Below are 913 nucleotides of genomic sequence, written 5' to 3'. Positions count from 1 at the left end.
TAAGATATCCAATTCTACTATACTTTGTAATGCGCTAAACAACCTTTAAGCATCTACTTGTTTCCAATTCTTCGTATCATCACGTCCGTGCAATACCCAATCTCGGTTTATCATTGGTAAACGAATTGGATTATTATCGAAATCACCAAATGCAAATGCTTCACTTAAAAACTCTGCCACAGAAACATAAAAAATGATATATACGCTATTGCTGTCAATATCTTGTTGTACCTTCTTGTATTTAGTCCTTAAAGAAGTTCTTTTATTATGATTTAAGTATTTTTGATATCTCGGTGAAATAAGAATATTAGAAATATTTTCAATGATAATGAATAGATTAGGAATTACGATTAAGTAATTACCTTTTTCGTAATTTTCAAAGCATTGTTCAAGAAGTTCTTTCCAGCCGTTAATTAATTCATGTTCAAGTATATTTGTTTTTATAAATTGAAATTCTTTTTCTTTTGAATAAAAGGTCTGAAATGAGGAGTCTATTACCGCCTTGTCCTCAATTTGTGATAGCTCAAATATTTCTTCAATATCCATATTCATTGGAATAGTCCAGCCTTTTCGAGCTAATGATTCTGCTGCTTCTTTCCATTCTTTTTCGAGACCTTGCAAATCTATATTTTGTAAAGGTTTTAATGCTTCTTTTAATAATTGAGAGTACTGTTTGCCAAGATCGCTAAATAATTTAATTAGATCAGCAAATATATCAGATTTAAGAAGTTTCATGTTTTCTTCTTTGTATTTTTCTGCGATCCACTTTTTCTTCTCTTCTATATTCACGATATTACCCCTTTGTATAAAATATAGTTTTTATTTAATGGTCGTCACGCCTGTAACGAGGTTTGAGCACGCATTGAAGAGCGCCTTCAATTGCGATTCTTCTATGATAGCCTACGCATTCAGT

1 protein-coding gene is annotated in these 913 nt (G+C 31.1%); it reads right to left on the bottom strand.

The features are described from left to right. Positions 1–45: 45 nt before the first annotated feature. A complete protein-coding gene (locus tag KVT27_RS23305) occupies positions 46–789 on the bottom strand; it encodes a hypothetical protein (RefSeq protein WP_217582040.1) in 744 nt (247 codons plus the stop codon). Between the last annotated feature and the right edge of the window lie 124 nt (positions 790–913).

This window comes from Lysinibacillus sp. GbtcB16 (assembly GCF_019091145.1).
Lineage (GTDB): Bacteria > Bacillota > Bacilli > Bacillales_A > Planococcaceae > Lysinibacillus > Lysinibacillus fusiformis.
Note: the sequence above shows the minus strand (reverse complement) of the source record. Positions and strands in the feature narration are given on the sequence as shown.